General features: G+C 42.8%; 13 protein-coding genes and 1 rRNA gene. 5 read left to right on the top strand and 9 right to left on the bottom strand.

What is annotated here, in order from left to right:
- Nucleotides 1-82: 82 nt before the first annotated feature.
- Nucleotides 83-670 (bottom strand): hypothetical protein, encoded by a 588-nt coding sequence (locus JFC07_RS10410; protein ID WP_193030898.1) that lies wholly within the window; start codon nt 668-670, stop codon nt 83-85.
- 329 nt (nt 671-999) lie between these two features.
- Between JFC07_RS10410 and argA the strand changes: the two genes are divergently transcribed.
- On the top strand, nt 1,000-2,322 hold the full coding sequence (gene argA / locus JFC07_RS10405) for an amino-acid N-acetyltransferase (protein WP_193030900.1): 1,323 nt from the start codon (nt 1,000-1,002) through the stop codon (nt 2,320-2,322).
- Between the two features lie 140 nt (nt 2,323-2,462).
- On the opposite strand, the gene JFC07_RS10400 is transcribed toward argA, so the two are convergent.
- A complete protein-coding gene (locus JFC07_RS10400; protein ID WP_193030902.1) occupies nt 2,463-3,194 on the bottom strand; it encodes a BamJ family beta-barrel-assembly machinery protein in 732 nt (243 codons plus the stop codon).
- Between the two features lie 416 nt (nt 3,195-3,610).
- Here JFC07_RS10400 and JFC07_RS10395 point away from each other — a divergent pair, with 416 nt between their 5' ends.
- Nucleotides 3,611-5,362: a mechanosensitive ion channel gene (locus JFC07_RS10395; RefSeq protein WP_144298018.1), complete on the top strand. Its 1,752-nt coding sequence runs from the start codon at nt 3,611-3,613 to the stop codon at nt 5,360-5,362.
- A gap of 257 nt (nt 5,363-5,619) precedes the next feature.
- On the opposite strand, the gene JFC07_RS10390 is transcribed toward JFC07_RS10395, so the two are convergent.
- The gene (locus tag JFC07_RS10390; protein WP_193030904.1) at nt 5,620-6,915 is read right to left on the bottom strand and encodes a hypothetical protein; all 1,296 of its coding nucleotides are present in this window, start codon (nt 6,913-6,915) and stop codon (nt 5,620-5,622) included.
- 243 nt (nt 6,916-7,158) lie between these two features.
- Between JFC07_RS10390 and JFC07_RS10385 the strand changes: the two genes are divergently transcribed.
- Nucleotides 7,159-7,941, top strand: coding sequence for a meso-2,3-butanediol dehydrogenase (locus JFC07_RS10385; protein WP_191692316.1), 783 nt, complete (start codon nt 7,159-7,161; stop codon nt 7,939-7,941).
- A 121-nt stretch (nt 7,942-8,062) separates the two neighbouring features.
- Here JFC07_RS10385 and JFC07_RS10380 read toward each other — a convergent pair whose 3' ends face one another.
- The 3 genes from JFC07_RS10380 to JFC07_RS10370 form a co-directional block, all read right to left on the bottom strand.
- Nucleotides 8,063-8,758 carry a lysophospholipid acyltransferase family protein gene (locus tag JFC07_RS10380; protein WP_193030906.1) on the bottom strand — a complete coding sequence of 232 codons (696 nt, stop codon included), beginning with the start codon at nt 8,756-8,758 and terminating at the stop codon, nt 8,063-8,065.
- Nucleotides 8,759-8,913: 155 nt separating this feature from the next.
- A complete protein-coding gene (parE, locus tag JFC07_RS10375) occupies nt 8,914-10,797 on the bottom strand; it encodes a DNA topoisomerase IV subunit B (protein WP_193030908.1) in 1,884 nt (627 codons plus the stop codon).
- 110 nt (nt 10,798-10,907) lie between these two features.
- Complete coding sequence (locus JFC07_RS10370) at nt 10,908-11,573, bottom strand: YqiA/YcfP family alpha/beta fold hydrolase (protein WP_193030910.1); 666 nt, start codon at nt 11,571-11,573, stop codon at nt 10,908-10,910.
- A gap of 197 nt (nt 11,574-11,770) precedes the next feature.
- Here JFC07_RS10370 and JFC07_RS10365 point away from each other — a divergent pair, with 197 nt between their 5' ends.
- Nucleotides 11,771-12,031 carry a DUF1289 domain-containing protein gene (locus JFC07_RS10365; protein ID WP_193030912.1) on the top strand — a complete coding sequence of 87 codons (261 nt, stop codon included), beginning with the start codon at nt 11,771-11,773 and terminating at the stop codon, nt 12,029-12,031.
- Nucleotides 12,032-12,171: 140 nt separating this feature from the next.
- Nucleotides 12,172-13,065: a pirin family protein gene (locus tag JFC07_RS10360; protein ID WP_193030914.1), complete on the top strand. Its 894-nt coding sequence runs from the start codon at nt 12,172-12,174 to the stop codon at nt 13,063-13,065.
- Between the two features lie 180 nt (nt 13,066-13,245).
- Here the strand turns inward: JFC07_RS10360 and nrdD are convergent, their stop codons facing one another.
- From nrdD to rrf, 3 genes are all read right to left on the bottom strand, one after another.
- A complete protein-coding gene (gene nrdD / locus JFC07_RS10355) occupies nt 13,246-15,039 on the bottom strand; it encodes an anaerobic ribonucleoside-triphosphate reductase (protein ID WP_193030916.1) in 1,794 nt (597 codons plus the stop codon).
- On the bottom strand, nt 15,032-15,490 hold the full coding sequence (gene nrdG, locus JFC07_RS10350) for an anaerobic ribonucleoside-triphosphate reductase activating protein (protein WP_193030918.1): 459 nt from the start codon (nt 15,488-15,490) through the stop codon (nt 15,032-15,034). The genes nrdD and nrdG overlap by 8 nt, the downstream gene beginning before the upstream one ends.
- A 439-nt stretch (nt 15,491-15,929) precedes the next feature.
- A 5S ribosomal RNA gene (gene rrf / locus JFC07_RS13390) occupies nt 15,930-16,016 on the bottom strand; the annotation flags it as partial.

The following is a 16,016-nucleotide window of genomic DNA, read 5'->3' as shown; positions in this document are numbered from 1 at the left end:
ATAAAAAAAGCACCACAGCCTAGACCTTAGACTGTGGTGCTTTTCGATTCGGCAAGCATTAGATAAATATCAAAAAACCAACTTATTTAACGCGTGCACGATATTTAACCACAACGGTATCATTCAAACCAACGCCTTCTAAATCCCAACGTACCGCTTTATAGTATTTTAACGGGATTTCTTGCAATTGATTATCAACCTTACCGCGTAATGGCATACGGGCAAAGGTGTTGCCGTCAGCACTACCATAAGGGAAGTCAGGAGAAACGGCACGTAGCAACTCTACTTGCTCAGGAATACTCATAGTGACAGTCATTTTACGTACGCGATCAGCATTGGTATTGGTAAAGTAGCCTTGATATTCTAAGACATTTCCTGACTGCAGGCGCGTATTGGCATTGACTGGCACCAGCACTTCTTGACCATTTGCATCAACACTAATCAATGAGGCGGTGATTTTGCTATTGACCGCTTGCGCCGTTGAAGTGCTGGCTGGGTTGGCATTTGACTCGATTGCCACTGAATTATCAACGGCTTGCTCTGGCGTTGGCAACATTGCTGAAGCCTGCGTCACTGCCATCACGCCAACGAGCGTACCAGCGACAACATGAAATAAGCGGTGGCCGCTCCACGCACTGAATGGATTTGCAAAATGGTTACTTTTCTTCATGACATTCATTATCCCTAGTTAATGTATCGGTAAAACAGTATAGCGGTAAAACAATTTGTTGATAAAGCGTCGGTCAACAACATGGTTATTTTTATCAATTATCTGCGTAAGCTGGTGCTAAAGCAATAGCGCTTAGCATAACAAAAAGCGTTTGGCGGTACACTAATCCCGTGTTGAGGTTGTGTATATCATCTATTTGCTACCAAGATTCATGACAGTGGCTAAAATAAAAGATAGCTCATAACGGTGTTTTTTGCTATGGTAATTCATTAGCGACACGCTTTTGCTGTCATGCTCTTTTTCTTATTCTAACAACTATTGCACCCATTATGACTACTAGCGCCATGCCACAAATTAATCCTGAATACGTACACTGGTTCCGCAACTCTGCCCCTTACATTAACACCCATCGCGGTAAGACTTTCGTGATTATGTTTGGCGGTGAGGCGGTCAATCATCCCAATTTTAGTACCTTGATTCACGACTTTGCTTTATTGCACAGTCTAGGTATCAAACTGGTACTGGTACACGGCGCGCGACCGCAAATCGAAAAAAACTTGAAAGACGCCCAGATTACCTCCCCCTTGCATAAAGATATTCGCGTGACCCCGCGCGTTGCTATGCCCGCTATCTTACAAGCGGTTGGTGCGATTCGTTTGCAAATCGAAGCCCAACTATCGATGGGCTTAGCAAACTCACCCATGTATGGCTCGCGCATTGACGCGGTTTCGGGCAACTTTGTCACCGCGCGTCCTTATGGAATACGTGATGGCGTTGATTATCAGATGACCGGTGAAGTGCGCTCAATCGATGTCGAAGCCATTAAAAACAACCTGTTACACGACCATATTGTGATTTTGGGGTCAATGGGTTATTCAGCGACTGGTGAAGTTTTCAATTTATTGGCAGAAGATGTCGCGCTTAGTGCGGCTGTGGCGCTCGGTGCTGATAAGCTGATATTCTTAGGCGAAGAAGCCGGCATCAATCATGAAGACCGTTTATTACGTGAGATGATTCCAAATGAAGTCGACCGCTTTTTACGCGATCGTGATCTGAATTGCGAGATTAATTACTTCTTAAGCTGTGCCAGTAATGCCTGCCGTCAAGGCGTACATCGCACCCATATCATCTCTTATGCCAAAAATGGCGCGTTACTCGAAGAGCTGTTTACCCGTGATGGTTCTGGCACCTTGATTAGCCATGACCCGTATGAAGAGATTCGCCGTGCTGATATCGACGATGTGGTTGGACTGCTTGAACTACTAACCCCGCTAGAACAACAAGGTATCTTGGTCAGCCGCTCGCGCGAGCGCTTAGAACAAGAAATTGATCACTATAGCGTCATTGAGCGTGATGGTATGATTTTGGGTTGTGCCGCGCTTTATCCACTGGATGCAGATTCAGCCGAAGTCGCTTGTGTGGCGGTGCATCCTGAATATCGTAGTGGCAACCGCGGTGCTGACCTGCTGGCGTTTTTGGAGCAACAAGCGCGCAGCCATGGTTTGCATAAGTTGTTCGTCCTGACCACTCGTACTGCACATTGGTTTGTCGAGCAAGGTTTTGCGGAAGTTGCTGCTACTACTCTACCGGAGGCGCGCCGTGAAAAATATAATAACGGTCGCAATTCTAAAGTGTTCCAAAAAACACTTTAATTTAAAAACACTATAAGTAATTAGCGATTAATCATCGACTGGCCGAATTAGCGTACAGCAAAAAGCCCTCATACACTAAGAGGGCTTTTTTATTGTTTTTAACCGCTTTAAACTAAAGGGATAAAAAAACTAATAACGCCTTATTTTACTTTTAATAGCTCAACGGTAAAGATAAGCGTGCTGTTAGGCTCGATACCCGCATTACCTGCTTCGCCATAAGCGATATCAGATGGAATATAAAATTCGTATTTGCCACCCTCTTTCATCAACTGTAGGCCTTCTGTCCAGCCAGCGATGACTTGGTTTAATGGAAATTCAATCGGCTCACCGCGCTCATAAGAGCTGTCAAATACCGTACCGTCAAGCAATTTACCTTCGTAGTTGACTTCGACCACGTCAGTCGCTTTTGGTGATTTGCCAGTACCAGCGGTCAATACTTTATATTGCAAACCAGAAGCGGTGGTTTTCACGCCTTCTTTTTTACCATTTTCTGCTAAGAATGCCGCACCTTTGGTTTTGTTATCTTCAGCTTTGCCTTCCATCTCTTTGACGAACTTTTCTTCTTGTTCTTTTTGATAAGTCATCAACACTTCTTGCATTTGCTCTTGCGTCAATGCTGAATCTTTACCTTCATAGCCGTCGCGGAAGCCTTTTTCAAAGGTATTAAGGTTCAGATCGCCGACCGCTTCTTTATTACCTTCTGCCATCATATAACCCAAGCTGTAACCCACTTTTTCATTGGCTGGGCTTTTTTCAGTCACTGAAACGCTTTTGCTGGCGCTTTCTTTATTGCCATTACTAGCATTACAGCCGGTAACTAATAACATCGCACTAGCAAGGGCACTAATGCTTAAGGTAGTAATTTTTTTCATAGAATACTCTCAAATTGTAAGGATAGTGGCGAGATGTCACATTGTTCTATCATAGCAAATCTTAGTTTTAGGAGCTACGATTCCCTTGAAATTATCGGTCAAATGTACAGTCTGTGTTAATATCTGCCGCCAAATTAACAACTTATCACACAACTATAGTAAGCCGTTAAGCTTTCTGTCTTTAAATACCTCATTACATCAGCTAAGCTAAATTGGTTAAGGTAAGAAGTAACAGAACGTAGATTTTGTTAACAATCTGCACAGAATGTTAGTTAGGGTCTTATAAAAAACACTTCTTGAATAATATCAATTAAAAATATTAATAATTAGGTATGGGTTCGTTACCAATAATCAGGCTTATATTGTAGAGCAGTGATTATTCGATAAGGAATGCATGATCATTAAAGGAGGACAGGATGAATCCAATGTATACATCGTTCAACGGTTATCTGGGTGGCCCTATTGGTTCCATCATCGGCGCTATTTTAATTTTTATCATTGGTTGGCTTGTGGCACTGGGTATCGCTGCCCTTGTACGTGGTGTGTTGTCAAAAGTAAATCTTAACCAACGCATGAATTCTTCAACCGGTAAAAGCTACGATTTAGAAGGCATTATCTCAAAAATCGTCTTTTGGTTTATTTTCATCATTGCGATTTCAGGCGCGTTAAGTCAGCTGAATCTAAATTCTATCTCAGCGCCATTCGCTAATATGGTCAATCAAGTCTTGACCTTTATTCCAAACCTTATCGCCGCGATTGCTGTTGGTGTGATTGGTTGGGTCATTGCGACCGTTGCGCGTACTGCCATTAACGCAGCATTAGCAAAAACCTCAATGGATGAGCGTTTAAGTGCCAAGGCAGGCGTAAAACCAATGAGCAGCACCATTGCTGATATGGTTTACTGGTTCATCCTTTTGGTTGTATTGACCATGGTACTTGGTCAGTTAGAGCTTGATGGTTTATTTGCGCCATTGACCAATATGGTTGATAAAATCTTTAGCTTTATTCCTAATATTCTTATTGCTGGTGTGGTCTTCGTGGTGGGTTATATCATCGCCAAAGTCGTACGCGGCATTGTCACCAACTTAGTTTCTACTTTCGATGTACAGAAGCTTGCATCAAAAGCAGGTCTAAGCGAACAAAACAGCTTGCCTAATATCGCAGGTTCATTAGCGTTTTTAGTGGTTATCATCCCAACGATTATTGCTGCTTTAAATGCGCTAAAAATCGATGTGATTGCGCGCCCTGCAACTAACATGCTGAACAAAATCATGGAAGCGTTGCCAAATATATTTATGGCAGCAGCGATTTTAATCGTGACCTTCTATGTAGTACGTATGGTCGCTAACATCATCAAAGGTTTGATCGAAAATACTCAAATCAACCAATTACCTGCGAAAGTTGGTCTGCAAGAAACCATGGGTGATAAGAAGATTTCTGATCTTGTCAGTTATGCGATTATCTTCTTTGCCATGTTATTTGCTGCTATCGCTGCCGCTGATCTATTAGGTTTCGAACCTATCTCAGCCATCATCGCTATGTTTATTGCTTTTGGTGCCAATATTATTTTAGGCGCAATCATTCTGTTCATTGGTTTTTGGCTTGCCAACATCATCGCTGGTGTCGTTGAGCGCTCTGAACAAGGTTCACAGTTCTTAGCAAACATTGTACGTGTCTTAATCATGGGCCTAGTATTGGCAATGGGTCTAAAAGCGATGGGTATCGCTGATTCTATCGTTAACTTAGCATTCGGTCTAACCTTAGGTGCGGTTGCGGTTGCATTTGCCCTATCATTTGGTCTTGGCGGTCAAGAAGCAGCTGCTCGCTTCCTCCGTAAAATGCAAGATAAGATGGACAGAGAACGTGACGAAGCAAAAGCGAAATCTGCTCTAACACCTAACTCATCGACGCAAGATAAAGTTGCCGCGTCAGTGCGTGAGAATACGCCAACGGCTAAGCCTGCGACTACATCAACTCCTGATATTCATACCGATATCGTTGATACAACACGGGTGAATACGGACACTATCAATACTTCTGACATCAACAATACTGCCAATACTAACGTAAATAACAACGTTAACGATGGTAGTATCACTGATGATGATATTGCTAACAATAACATCCTGCCTGGTAGCGGTTTATATGACGATACCAATAATAAATAAGCAGTGATTATATTTTAAGTACAAAAAAGACAGCCTAGGCTGTCTTTTTTTATACGCGTTTATAAATATTTCTAACGAGGTATGGTGAGTGAAAAGTAATATCGATACATCACGCACTGCTGATATCAATTTTTTGTAGTCTCTGTCTGCGCAGGCACAGCAAGCAAGAAAAATTGATATCAGCAATACCTTAGCGTTTTTAGGATATTTTGACTATAGCTAGAACAAAGCGCATTTTATGTTTGGTTCTGCTCCCACTATCGGTTTAGATTTTGCTGTTGCAGCTGCTGTATTTTCTTGGTTAGCTGGCGCTCGCGTTGGCTCATGGGAGCAACTGGTTGTATCCATAAATCGATATCAATGAAGGTGTCATTTGCCTCCTCAATGAAATCTATACCGAGTACAATCACGTGATGCAGCTCCGCTATCGGTAAGCGCGTGGCCACATCCAAAGCGATTTTCGCAAGATTTGGTTGAATGGTTTGTTTACTATGTTGCCCTTTAGCATCTTGCCCATAAAATATCAGCATATAGTGCCGACCTAAAGACTCATAGGAATGTTGATGGACGACATAGCCTTGTTCTCGTAATTGCTGTTGTTGTTTGGGATGGCGATACAAAGTACGAATCAGCTCATGCCGTGAAAATAAAGACTCATCGAGTATTTGCTGCTGCCAATAAGCAAGATTTATTGCCGAGAAATCTTGCTTATTCTTTTTTTGCCCATTATCGCTATACCGCTTTAACATTTGGCCAATCATTTGCGACCATAACACAGCCGCTTGCGCCATATGCTGCTGATACATTTGGCTGGTGGTACTCTGACTTTTTTGCGCTAGCGCTATTGCTATCAAAGCGGAATTTGGCTTATCTTGCATCTTATATTTAATCAGTGCGTTGTCTATAGCGATAGCTTGCGCAAATACGGCAGGGTCATTTAGGAAATCAGCAATCATCGCCTCTTCAGACTTAAGACTATCTATACGGCTATTATCAGTATGTTGCCACTGCCCTAAACGATATTGTAAAAATCGCCATAGCTCGCATGGCGTATGTAATGCCCTTAATATCAATTGCCAATCATGCCAGCCAAACACCTGTAATGGCGGTTCGCTTGCATGTATTTCTGAACTTAAACCGTCTATAAACCCATTGCCAATAAGGTTATTTTTTACACGTTTACTTGTGTTCTGATAAATGTTTCTAAATTGAATATCAAAAACCACAACATAGGTCGTCGCATCTATCTTATCTTTGTACCTAGTTAAATAGCCGTTGCGCCATGCCGAAATCGATTCAATAGCCGTTTTACGTACGTTTTCAATATATCCTGCACCTATATCCTCAGGTAAATAAATGCTTAGATTTAATAGCTGCAACTGACCTAGGGGCAATTGATAGTCATATTTTTGCACCTTATATTGACCGTTATAGCTAGTAACAAGCGCTTGAACAGCAGGCAATACAATCTCTAATACTTCAGATTGCAGGTAACAGGCTAACTCATCGCCAAGATAGCCTTTATCAGATATCACCGTAGTCAAATTGGACACAGCCGCAACCTTTTCTTATTAAATAAATATAGCAATGTATACCTTGTCATAACTTTTAGCGATAAATTGAACAACATAAACGCTATTATACCTAGTCGCATTCATCGCAGTGAGTTGTTATGATGACATAAAAGCTAGCAGCTTTGCACCGCGTTTACTGGGCTATAAATTGCCATCGCATTTGGCTTGCTTAATATTTTCATTTATATAATAACACTCGTATGATAACAAGGACTGAACATCATGAAACGCTTTAAAGAAAAAACCGTCATCGTCACAGGCGCAGGTTCAGGTATCGGCCGCGCAACCGCCATTCGTTTTGCTCAAGAAGGCGCCAATGTGGTGTTAGTCGGACGCACCGCTGCCACCCTAGAGGAAACAGCAAAAGCGTTCCCACAAGATCGCACTTGGATTCATACTGATAATTTTTTGACCGTCGTCTGTGATATCAGCGTAGAGGCTCAAGTACAAGAAATGATGAAAAGAGTCGTCGATAAATTTGGCAAAATTGATGTCTTGGTAAACAATGCCGGCAAAGCCATGCAAGGGAAAATCACTGAGCTGTCTTCTGAAGATTGGAAATTGGCGATTGATGTCAATTTAAATGGCACTTTTTATGTCTGTCAGGCTGCCATGCCGCACTTGATTGCGAGTAAAGGCAATATTATCAATGTCTCGTCGCTGTCTGGCGTCGGTGGCGACTGGAATATGGCGGCTTATAATGCGGCCAAAGCCGGTATCAGCAACCTAACGCGTACGCTCGCGCTAGACCACGGCGCCGATGGCGTGCGCGTCAACGCTGTCAATCCAAGCGTGACAGCAACCGAGATGACCACCGCTATTCAAGACAACGACAGCAAAACTGATAAGTTTTTGGACCGCTGCCCCCTTAAGCGTATGGCGAAACCAGAAGATATTGCCGCGACCATTACTTTTTTAGCCAGTGACGACGCCGCTATGATTACCGGTGTTAATTTGCCCGTTGATGGCGGAGTCAGTGCCTCTAATGGACAACCGCATTTTTAGTAGCCAATCACCGACCAGAACCACTTAATAGCAAACTTAAATGTTTAACATTAAAAAGCCTCTGATAGCTCAAGTATCAGAGGCTTTTTGATAGCAATCGTTATTAAAAATCATAAAAGCGTTACTCAGCTAAATGATTGATATCCTGTAGTGGCTGCGATAATCGCTCAGGATATCGCGGTACAACGCCGCGATACTGCGCATATATTTTTGGCAAATCGACGTCGATATTACCGGTCGGATAGACGGGCGACATAAAGCGTATTTCTTTGGTTTTATAGTCCATCGCTACGGGTAAAATCGGCACGCCGGCACCTAATGCCAAATAATAAAAGCCAGTCTTCCAGTCTTTGGTATATTGGCGCGTCCCTTCTGGCGCTAAGCCTAAAAATAGCGGTTTGCCAGTTTTAAATTTATCAATACTCGCCTGCAGCACCGAACCTTTATTACCACGGTCAATAGGAATGACGCCAATCCACTTTAACAGCTGTGCAAACACCGGCACTTTAAACAGCGTATGCTTACCCATGATGCTAATTTTTAAATCTAGAGCAAATAAGCTTGGTATCGCATAAATACCATCGACGTTGGAGGTATGCGGCAGCGCCAAAACCACCGCCTGCGGGATATTTGGAATCTCGCCAACGGTACGCCAACCTACTGCTTTTAACAATGCCGAGCCAATCTTTGGCGCAAACTTATTACCACGTTTTGGTACTAAATCACCCAGCTGCTTTTTGCTCAAACTTGGTAGTACTTTTGAGCGCGTAGGTTTAGAAGCAGCCGCTTTAGAACGCTTAAAAAATTTTGATGTCATGACGGCACCATATAGTAAAAGATACCTCTATAATACCATTAAGCGTCTGCTACTACATTGAATTTTATAGATTTTTACCGCCTGCCAGCTTAGTTTTTTATCTACTTATATATAGTGAGTGAAAAGTAATATCGATACATCACGCACTGCTGATATCAGATAACTGCTAAATTACCTTTATGCTCAAGCCATGACTTACGATCAGACGCACGTTTTTTGGCGAGCAACATATCCATGACACTATTGGTTAATATCATATCGTCCATATCTAACTGTACCAAACGGCGGGTATCGCGATTCATGGTGGTCTCGCGTAGCTGTTCGGCACTCATTTCACCCAAGCCTTTAAAGCGCGTAATTTGGGCTTTTTTATTGCCCGGTACATTGGCCAATATGTGCTCAAGCTCAGATTCGTCTAACGCATAATGTACTTCTTTACCCACATCGACGCGGTACAGCGGCGGCATCGCGACAAATAAATGACCTGCATCAACCAACGCTGGGAAATGCTTAACAAACAACGCACAGATAAGCGTGGCAATATGGAGACCATCAGAGTCAGCATCAGCCAAAATACATATTTTGTCATAGCGCAGCTCAGATAAATCATCCGACGCTGGATCCACACCAATCGCGATGGCAATATCATGAATCTCTTGGCTTGATAATACCGTATCTGACGACACTTCCCACGTATTTAAAATCTTACCGCGCAGCGGCAATATCGCTTGATAGTGACGGTCGCGTGCTTGCTTGGCACTACCACCTGCCGAGTCCCCTTCGACTAAAAACAGCTCTGCGCCGTCACGTAAATCACCGCGACAATCCGCCAACTTACCAGGCAATGCAGGACCTTGAGTGATTTTTTTACGCGCCACTTTTTTGGCTGATTTTAGGCGGCGACCGGCTTTATTAATCGCCAATTCTGCAATCTGTGTGCCCATATCGGCATGTTGATTGAGCCACAAACTAAAAGCATCTTTTGCTAGTGTTTGTACCGCGCCTGCCGCTTCACGACTAGAAAGCCGCTCTTTGGTTTGACCAGAAAACTGCGGTTCAGAAAACTTGAGCGACAAGATATAATTGACGCCGTCCCAGACATCTTCGGCCGTTAATTTAACATTACGAGGCAGTAGATTATGGATATCGCAAAACTCACGTAGGGCCTCTAAAATACCAGTACGTAAGCCATTAACATGCGTACCACCCTGCGCGGTTGGGATAAGATTGACATAGCTTTCTTGAATCGGCGTGCCACCATCCGGCAACCAAGACAAAGCAAAGGTAATAGCAGCGCGCTCACCAGCTTTGGCCTCATGGTTATAATAAAATGGTGCTTCTGGTAAGGTTTCTAAACCATCTAGCTGCTCGTTTAGATACTCAACCACCCCATCGGTAAATTGCCAAATGACTTTTTCATTATTGATATCATCGATAAATTCAATCGTCAGACCAGCGGCTAATACCGCTTTGGCTTTTAGATTGTGTTTCAGCTGTTTAACATTGAATTTTGGCGTATCAAAAAAACTACCATCGGCCCAAAACTTAACTCTAGTGCCACGCTTACGTTTATTCGAGCTTACCGTTTCGGTTAAAGAGGTGACCGCTGCGCCATTCTCAAAGGCCATCTCGAACTGCGTACTATCGCGCCAAACCGTTACTTCAACTCGCGTTGAGAGCGCGTTAACGACAGAGATACCCACACCATGCAGACCGCCCGATACCTCATAATTGGAGGTCGAAAACTTACCACCCGCATGCAAACGGGTCAAAATCAGCTCAATCCCTGATTGGCCAAATTCAGGATGGATATCGGTTGGCATACCGCGGCCATCATCTTCGACCGATAGCGAGCCATCACTATGCAGCTGCACCTTGATGGTCTTTGCATAGCCCGCCAACGCTTCGTCGACTGAGTTATCAATGACTTCTTGAGCTAAATGATTGGGGCGCGTGGTGTCGGTGTACATTCCAGGGCGACGGCGGACAGGCTCCAGCCCTTCTAAAACTTCTAACGATTGCGCATTATATTGACTCACAAATGCATCCTTAATTATTCATGTGCGATTAATTCTATTAACCCATTATAACGAAAAATAGTAGCCTTAAGGTCAATACTCATTTGCTTACGTCAGATAATGTCGTCTATTTAAATCCGTGCGAGTTTCTGCAACATCTCAATTATCGTAGGTAATTGCTCATTGAAGTCACTAAAGCGATGATCGCCGCCCGTTTGCATCGTTACGCTTGCGCCTTGTGTTTGATAAAACTGTTTAGACAGTTCAGGATTGAGCAGCTCGTCACCTTCTTTGATGAGGACAGCAACTTTATTAGGATAATTAATGGTTGATAGTTGGTGCGCTGCAAACCAGCGTAAATCTGCTTGGGTAATATCCCAACCGCCCGCTGTCGAATGAATAACCTGCTTGCCCAAATCCTCGTCTTTAACATTGTTTTTTAGCGCAAAATCTTTGGCAAACCGCTGCAAAGTAATATGGGGCTGGATGCTGGGATTTAATAATAGCGCTAGGCAACCGGTATGATTGCTAACCACCGTAGAAAAATAACCGCCCAATGAGCTACCGACCAGTACGGTAGGAGAAGATTTATTTGGCTTATCTTGCGCCTTTTTATTTTGACCGTCTAAACGTTCAATTAACAAGAGTATTTGCTTAAAAACTTGCTCAGGGGTCTTATTTAAATCTGGTCGTAATACCTTAATATCAGGATGATACTTTTGGCAATAATCCTCCAACAACCTGCCTTTTGTAGAGTTGGCATCACTGTCTAAGCCATGGATATAAATAATATTCACGTAGAATCTCACTGATTGGTTTTGTTATGATTGCTGTATATGGCGGTGCAAAACTTAGCATAGCACTGACGCCACAAAAACAGTAACGATAAAATGGCACAGTATTACTCGCTATTTGCGCCATAATAGTATTTACGATGAGACGAGACAAGCAATCGGGCAAGTTAAAGGAATAACGTAATAGCGATGGAGCCGCCATGAATCAGCAGTTTGAACTGTTCGAGATTGCCAATCCATGCATTGGTGTTTGCCAAAGCAATAAAAAGGGCTACTGCTTTGGCTGCCTGCGTAGCCGTCCTGAGCGCCAGCTATGGCATGATATGACCACCGAACAGCGCCGCGAAGTACTAAGGCTTATAGCAGGACGTCGGCAACGTATCGAGCAGCTGCGACAGCGTAAAGGCGAGCAATTGGGCTTTGATTTTGACGAGGAAATAGAAACAGGAAGATTGTTTTAGTGAAGGTTAAGTTAATATTTATTTAATAATATCGTATCTTAGTTTAAGATATATACACATTACCTGTTGTAATTTATTTGTTTATCATTATATATAATTAAATGAATATTGATAATTCAAATAGTTTTAAGGATAAGATAATGAATCATACTGTCACGCCTGATATAAAAGACACAGTCAAAAAATCGCGCCAAATTGAACATCTTTATGCTGGCGTCGATACCCAAGACGGTGCTGGGGTTAAGCTGACACGGGTACTGACCCAGCAGCTGCAAGAGCGTCTTGACCCGTATTTGATGTTAGACAACTTTAAAAGCGACAACCCAGACGACTATGTTGCCGGTTTCCCGAATCACCCACATCGCGGTTTTGAAACCATTACCTATATGCTTACTGGCCGTATGCGCCACCGCGACAGCGCCGGTAACGAAGGGCTATTACAAAATGGCGGCGTCCAATGGATGACGGCGGCGAGCGGTGTGATTCATTCAGAATTGCCTGAACAAGAAAACGGCGCAATGGAAGGTTTTCAGCTTTGGCTTAACCTACCTGCCAAAGATAAAATGAATGACCCTTGGTATAAAGATTTCCAAAGTGACGATTTGCCAAAATATACCACAGAGAATGGCGTAGACGTCACGGTAATTGCGGGTCAATCGCATGGTATTGAAGGCGCGGTCACACGCGATATCACTGAGCCGACTTATTTGGATATCCATCTACCAGCAGGGACGAGTTTTAGTCAGGCGATTCTGGCTGACCATAATGCTTTTGCTTTTGTCTATCGCGGTACCATAGAGATTGCAAGCGAAACGGTGCCAACTAAGACTATGGCTATCCTTGAGAATGATGAAAGTGCAGATGGCGTTACCATTACAGCCGATAGTAGTGAGGATACCAAAGTGATTTTAATCACAGGTCGCCCTCTACGCGAACCGATTGTGCAATATGGTCCTTTTGTCATGAACAGTCAGCAAGAAATCATGCAAGCGGTTACTGATTTCCAAAGTGGCAAGTTTGGTGAAGGTGTTTAAAGTTTAGCTATTAGCTAAGCATTAGCGCTGTTTATTTAAATACTCTCTTGAATGTTAAAGCCCGTATTAGTTCGCCAATACGGGCTTTTTAATCATAAGAAAAGCAAATCTACTGCTTTAACCAGCTATCTAGTCGCACTGAATAACAGTCCCATCACCTAGAATGACTCATTGGCAGATTTAAGCCACATCTACTTGGCGTTCACGGCGATAGTGACGTAACTGATGCTCCAAGCGCCGACCCTCACTAAAAGCGGATACCCGCTTTAAATAGCCAATGATACGCGTGGCATGATCAACATCGTTTGAGCCACAAGCCTCACAGTGATAAAGGGTGCGCTTATCAATATGCTGACACTCATTGCAAATGGTAATACGCACGTTAATACAAAAGTACTGACACCCTGTGGTTGCCGCAATATCAAGCAATTTACGATACTGCTGCTTATCGAGAGTTTCGTCCAAATTCAAATGTAAGGCCGAGCCGCCATCTAGCCACTGCGTAAGCTCACGTCCATGCAGCATAAACTTATCCAAGGTATTGGTTGTTTCATCCTCTACCAGATAAAGATAAGAGTTATAGCACTCACGCTGCACCTCATAGCCATCTCGTTTGTCCCATTTGGCATTTTTAACGCCTAAGTTTTCTGCGGGTACAAACTCAGTATTGAACTTCAAACCATATTCTATGCTAGCTTTACGATTTTCATCATAAATGGTTTTTAGGATATTATTAACGAAGGTATGATATTGCTGATTATTACCGACTACTATGCCTTGACTCTCCGCAGCTTCTGCCATCCCGTTGATACCGAGCGTCAAAAACTGCTTATCTAGTTGAATAAACCCTGCATCGTAAACGGGCAACATGCCAGATGCTTGATATTGTTCCATCAGCTTACGATAACTGACCTGATACTTATGAATTTTTTGTACCTCTGCAGCCAAATCTTGCCCATTTTGAATCATACGTTTCAGATTAAGAGTAATAACATTGATGGAACCAGTAGCCACACCACCTGCGCCCAAAGTATAAGAGAAACTGTGATCAGTGATTTCATTGCGTAGACGACAACAAGAGGCTAAAGAATCCGGATTGTCGCTTTGATAAATAAAGAAGCTGTTTTTTTCTGCCAACTCGGTCGCTAGCATATCGGCATATTCTTCATCTTTACATTTACCGTTTTCGGTTAGCATAGCGCAGGTAACGACTGGGAAGGTTAAAATTGCACGCTTACGCTCTTCATTAAACCAGGTTAAAAAATACGCTTGTAGCTGTTTAATCGTTTCCCAGCATGGTCTTTCACCATCAGGAAACACAAAGTTGGCAAACATGGCATCAAAATAATGTGCGTCGTATAAAGAGATATTCCAAAACGCGCTTTGATAACCACGCGCAGCAGCAGGTTGGTTAATGGAATAAACCACCTGCTGGAAACAGTTTTCAATCAATGATTTATGCGTGGTTAAATAATCACTGCCATGGTCTTTACGAGCGAAGTAATCGAAATAGGCAAGAAACTCGACCGTCGCCACTGCGCCCGCAAATTGCGAACTAATGGCAAATATCAAGTTAATGAAGGAGCCACAAAACGACGCTAAGTGCTGCGGCGGACCTGCCTCGCCGCCCAATTTCTTTAGGCCATCCAGCAAAAATGGATATAATGATACTGAGACGCAGTAAGGTTTTAGGCTGGTTTCGTCATGCACATAAATTTCATGAGCTTCGATTTGGCGCAAATACTCATCTGCCAAATGACCATCAAAACATGTGCGAATCTGCTGTTGTACTTGACTGCGATTAACCTGAATAAAGTAATCTTTCATAATTTCGCTTTCTAACGTGGCGATATTCTTAACCGTCACGTTGGCATTGGCATCGACATGAGAGCCATCTGCCGCATTATTGGCTCGCATATAATCTTTGATAAAAAACAATTTATCGCCCAACTGCTCTGAATTCAACTTACTCATAATTCCTCCAAAACAAATGATTTAATACTTCACCGTTAGTACAATCGATAAACCTTTGATTAGTGGTTGGAGTGTCTAAACCTCCAAGCTCCATAACCCATGGTCCTGTTTTTAGATAAGTTAGCTCTGCTTGCAAACTGGACGGTATGGCATCCAAGCCTGTGTACAGTGCCGTTTTCAATCCGGAGTGTCGAACCTGCTTGAGCGCAGACAACAAGGCGGACGGTTGCCATTCACCACCCATAAACAGCACACAGCTGACGAGACCTTTATAGCATTCCAATAACCCCGCTAAAAAGTCATCAGTTAAAGGCGTACCTTTCTCTTTTTTCCACGTGTCGGCACGACTACAACCTCGGCACATTAAAGGGCAGCCAGCAACGGTCAACGCTAAGCTAACCTCTGTTGGCACTTCTTGGAAAACAATGTCATATTCAACAATATTCAACATCACTACCCCTTAAACCAAATCGCGGAGACCTATATATAGTATATACACCTTACGAATAACACAATATGTGGGGTATTTAATTTAAATACTGCTCAGTAACCATATCTAAATCAATCATTTAGCTATAAGAAACACACTAAAGATCTACTATTTAAGCGATTAATTAGAAGAAAATTGAGAAATTATTTGGAATAAAATAATTTTTAAAGATAGGTTTGAAATCTATAGATGTGAAAAACAGAGGTAGTAAGGAGTATTTTTAAATAAAGAAAAACCCTTTCATAAAGATATATGAAAGGGCTAGAAAAAATTGACTACAACTTCAGATAAGTAAAGTAAGCATTGATTGGAGTAGGCAAGCGATATTTTTTTATATAAACCCCGCAGCCAAAAGAAAACCCCCTTAGCAATTAAGCTAAGGGGGTTTTCAGGAATAGAGAGCTGACGATGACCTACTCTCACATGGCCGGAGCCACACTACCATTGGCGCGATGATGTTTCACTTCTGAGTTCGGGAAGGGATCAG

Origin of the sequence: Psychrobacter faecalis (assembly GCF_016107575.1) — a bacterium.
Classification (GTDB): domain Bacteria; phylum Pseudomonadota; class Gammaproteobacteria; order Pseudomonadales; family Moraxellaceae; genus Psychrobacter; species Psychrobacter faecalis.
This window is presented reverse-complemented; position numbering and strand designations above follow the sequence as displayed.

Excerpts from the sequence above, each read along its gene's own strand:
- JFC07_RS10410 (WP_193030898.1), bottom strand. The coding sequence starts at position 670 with ATGAAGAAAAGTAACCATTTTGCAAATCCATTCAGTGCGTGGAGCGGC.
- argA (WP_193030900.1), top strand. The coding sequence starts at position 1,000 with ATGACTACTAGCGCCATGCCACAAATTAATCCTGAATACGTACACTGG.
- JFC07_RS10400 (WP_193030902.1), bottom strand. The coding sequence starts at position 3,194 with ATGAAAAAAATTACTACCTTAAGCATTAGTGCCCTTGCTAGTGCGATG.
- JFC07_RS10395 (WP_144298018.1), top strand. The coding sequence starts at position 3,611 with ATGAATCCAATGTATACATCGTTCAACGGTTATCTGGGTGGCCCTATT.
- JFC07_RS10385 (WP_191692316.1), top strand. The coding sequence starts at position 7,159 with ATGAAACGCTTTAAAGAAAAAACCGTCATCGTCACAGGCGCAGGTTCA.
- JFC07_RS10380 (WP_193030906.1), bottom strand. The coding sequence starts at position 8,758 with ATGACATCAAAATTTTTTAAGCGTTCTAAAGCGGCTGCTTCTAAACCT.
- JFC07_RS10365 (WP_193030912.1), top strand. The coding sequence starts at position 11,771 with ATGAATCAGCAGTTTGAACTGTTCGAGATTGCCAATCCATGCATTGGT.
- JFC07_RS10360 (WP_193030914.1), top strand. The coding sequence starts at position 12,172 with ATGAATCATACTGTCACGCCTGATATAAAAGACACAGTCAAAAAATCG.
- nrdD (WP_193030916.1), bottom strand. The coding sequence starts at position 15,039 with ATGAGTAAGTTGAATTCAGAGCAGTTGGGCGATAAATTGTTTTTTATC.
- nrdG (WP_193030918.1), bottom strand. The coding sequence starts at position 15,490 with ATGTTGAATATTGTTGAATATGACATTGTTTTCCAAGAAGTGCCAACA.